The organism is Shewanella sp. 11B5 (assembly GCF_002836795.1).
In the GTDB taxonomy this organism is placed as follows: Bacteria; Pseudomonadota; Gammaproteobacteria; order Enterobacterales; family Shewanellaceae; genus Shewanella; species Shewanella frigidimarina.
This window is the reverse complement of sequence record NZ_PJAP01000981.1, coordinates 1-2,819: the sequence shown is the minus strand read 5'-3', so window position 1 is coordinate 2,819 and position 2,819 is coordinate 1. Positions and strand designations below refer to the sequence as shown.

The 2,819-nt window shown below is 41.5% G+C and carries 3 protein-coding genes and 1 pseudogene; 3 read left to right on the top strand and 1 reads right to left on the bottom strand.

Annotated elements, in window-relative coordinates; genetic code table 11:
- Window positions 1–145: 145 nt before the first annotated feature.
- Window positions 146–868, bottom strand: coding sequence for a sulfotransferase family protein (locus CXF78_RS19180; protein ID WP_102037655.1), 723 nt, complete (start codon window positions 866–868; stop codon window positions 146–148).
- A gap of 233 nt (window positions 869–1,101) precedes the next feature.
- Here CXF78_RS19180 and CXF78_RS19175 point away from each other — a divergent pair, with 233 nt between their 5' ends.
- From CXF78_RS19175 to CXF78_RS19165, 3 genes and pseudogenes are all read left to right on the top strand, one after another.
- Window positions 1,102–2,208 (top strand): Fic family protein, encoded by a 1,107-nt coding sequence (locus CXF78_RS19175; RefSeq protein WP_102037654.1) that lies wholly within the window; start codon window positions 1,102–1,104, stop codon window positions 2,206–2,208.
- 86 nt (window positions 2,209–2,294) lie between these two features.
- Window positions 2,295–2,519, top strand: coding sequence for a helix-turn-helix domain-containing protein (locus CXF78_RS19170; RefSeq protein ID WP_102037653.1), 225 nt, complete (start codon window positions 2,295–2,297; stop codon window positions 2,517–2,519).
- Between the two features lie 2 nt (window positions 2,520–2,521).
- A pseudogene (locus CXF78_RS19165) lies at window positions 2,522–2,819 on the top strand (DUF2075 domain-containing protein); the annotation flags it as partial.

Sequence of the window (2,819 nt, the reverse complement as noted above, 5' to 3'; positions counted from 1 at the left end):
GCCATATCGGGTGTCAGTTTAGATTGGTTAACCGTTGCTAAGAAAAAGCGTAATAAAGATAAGTAACCGCTACGTGATATATGAACGGTTAAAAGCTGCTGCGCGAGTAGTGCTGTATTAACTGGCTCATTCTAAATTTAAATCGTTAAAGTCGGTAATCAAAAAACTTACGTTTATCAGGGCCAGAAGCATTAGCGCTAATTTTATTTGGGTGTTTATATTCATCCCAACTGGCCACATTGCGGCCCATGTTTAATTGTGGAAAGTTCAGTTGCGGGAGTTCGGCCGTATCAGGCCCAGCTAAATCAATAAACTGCAGCAACTTAGCAAGGCTACCATCGACACTGATATCAATAGAGATAAAGTCATCTCGACCTGCAAAATAGCTCAACACTTGCTGCTGGTGGCACTGATAACAGGCCGTTAAATGCGCTTCATCAAACACATCTTCAACTTGCCATATATCAAAGCAATGATTAAAGCTGCGCTTCATTACTGGATGAAAGCGGCCCTTATCTTTATCTAAGTGTACTAGCATTCTGCCCAGTAACATTTGCATCGACGGTAACCACTTATCTAACGGCCTATCTAAATAGACAAACTTAGCGTTGGGAAATAACTTATCTAATTGTTGGTAATCACTGAAACACGGCGCATCAGACACTGCATCGGCCAACATAAACGCCTGCTTAGTAAAGGCTTGGTGGGCAACCGTTAACCCTTGCTCAAGCAACCCCACACTTACACTCGTGGTGCCCGTACGTGGCAGGCCAATAATAAATACTTTATTTTCCTGTTCATTTGCCAATGTAGATTTAGGCATAGCGGCTTGTGGTGGTGTCGATACTTCAGTCAGCTTAGATGTCATTAATTACAGTCGCATTGAGTGATAAAAATTGAAGGTTATTGAATCAGTAAATGATTATACCGAAATGCCAGCCAAGGTGTTATCGAGCTTGCTAGTAGGCGTCATGAGGCAATTAACTATCCTATTCGCCTCATATGGTGAGGCGAATAAATTGCTATTTGCCTCATATGGTGAGTAGAATAGGTTGGTATTTGCATCAAAACAGTATTTAAGTCAGCTAAACAGAGGTTAATATGTGGATTTGGCAACAACAAGAATGGCCTGACTTTGTATGGGATCATATCCGTATTAATCCTTTATTGCGTCAAATTCAATTTAACCAAGGTTTGCTACTGGGTAAGATAGGCACTGAATCTGTTAGTCAATGGACACTCGATACTATGATCGCCAACATCGTTCATTCAAGTGCGATAGAAGGCGAAACGCTCAACGCATTGTCTGTACGTTCATCTTTGGCCAATAAACTTGGGGTGAGCGAAGAAAACCCTTATCCCACTACTGCACAAACCGATGGTTTAGCTGATATCACCTTAGATGCGCTACAAAACTGGCAACAGCCACTTAGCCTAACGCGTATTTTAGATTGGCATGCTCTGTTGTTTCCGAGTAACCAAGCCGTGTTTAATCCTGTTATTGGCGGTAAGTTACGCGGCGATGAACCTATGCAGGTGGTATCGGGGCGTTTAGACAAACCGACAGTCCATTTTGAAGCGCCTCCTCGAGGTACGCTAGACCAAAGTTTAACGCAGTTTATTGAGTGGTTTAATCAATCACGAAAACAGGCTGACCTTGATCCGCTAGTACGAGCAGCCATCACTCATTTGTGGTTTGTCACCTTGCATCCGCTTGATGATGGTAATGGACGTATCACCCGTTTGCTCACCGATTTAGCACTAGCGCAAGCTGAACATCGTTCGATTCATTTTTATGCTATGTCAGTTAGCATACTTGAGCGACGTAAAGCTTATTACGCGATATTAGAGTCTACCCAACAGGGCTCCCTTGATATTACACCTTGGCTACTATGGTTTTTAGACACCTTAAATGATGCTGTTCAACACACTCTCAATAACATTGAACAAACCATCGCGAAAACCCAATTCTGGCTTCGTGTCGATCGACGCTTACTCACCCCAACATTAACAACAGAACAAGTTAAGGTACTTAACCGGCTGCTTGATGGTGATTTTAGTGATGGGATCAGTAGTAGCCAATATCAAAAAGTGGCTAAAGTCAGCCGCGCCACTGCCACCCGACATTTGGCTCAACTAGTTGAACAACAATGTTTGGTCAAAACCGGCGCGGGCGGTAGAAGCACAAGGTATGTGTTGTTGGTGTGAGTTAAATCTTAATATGTGACTTATAGTCCGTAGACTCATTGTCTACATGTTTGCATCATCATGAAAACCTTTTTTTAGGATTTTTCATGGAAGATTTGATACTAGTTTCATTTGGTGCCTACTTTAAAAGTTTAAGGGTTTCAAAGGGATTATCACAAGAACAACTTGCGCTAAAAGCTGATTTAGATCGGACATATATCAGTGGAATCGAAAGAGGGAAAAGAAATGTTAGTTTGATCAATATTGTCAAACTAGCAGAAGCTTTGGAGTTATCTCCTAAGCAACTTCTTGATTTTAAGTTCAAGGAATAAATATGTCTAACAGAGCATTTTATTCCGCACCTCTCGAACAGTTTTTAGTTGCTGACACCTTGTCTATAAGTGGTGAAATATCCGCAGCTCATACTCAGCAACTACAGCATCAGCAATCCAGAGCTTGGGGAGCTGAAATAGATATACTCAAAAGAGAACTGAAATTATGTGGTACTGATAATACACATATCTTTTTTGAGTTTATGATCCCAAGAATGGGGCGACGTGCTGATGTTGTTCTTGTGGTGAAAGGTGTCATCTTTGTTATCGAATTCAAAGTGGGTGCACAACAAATTAATC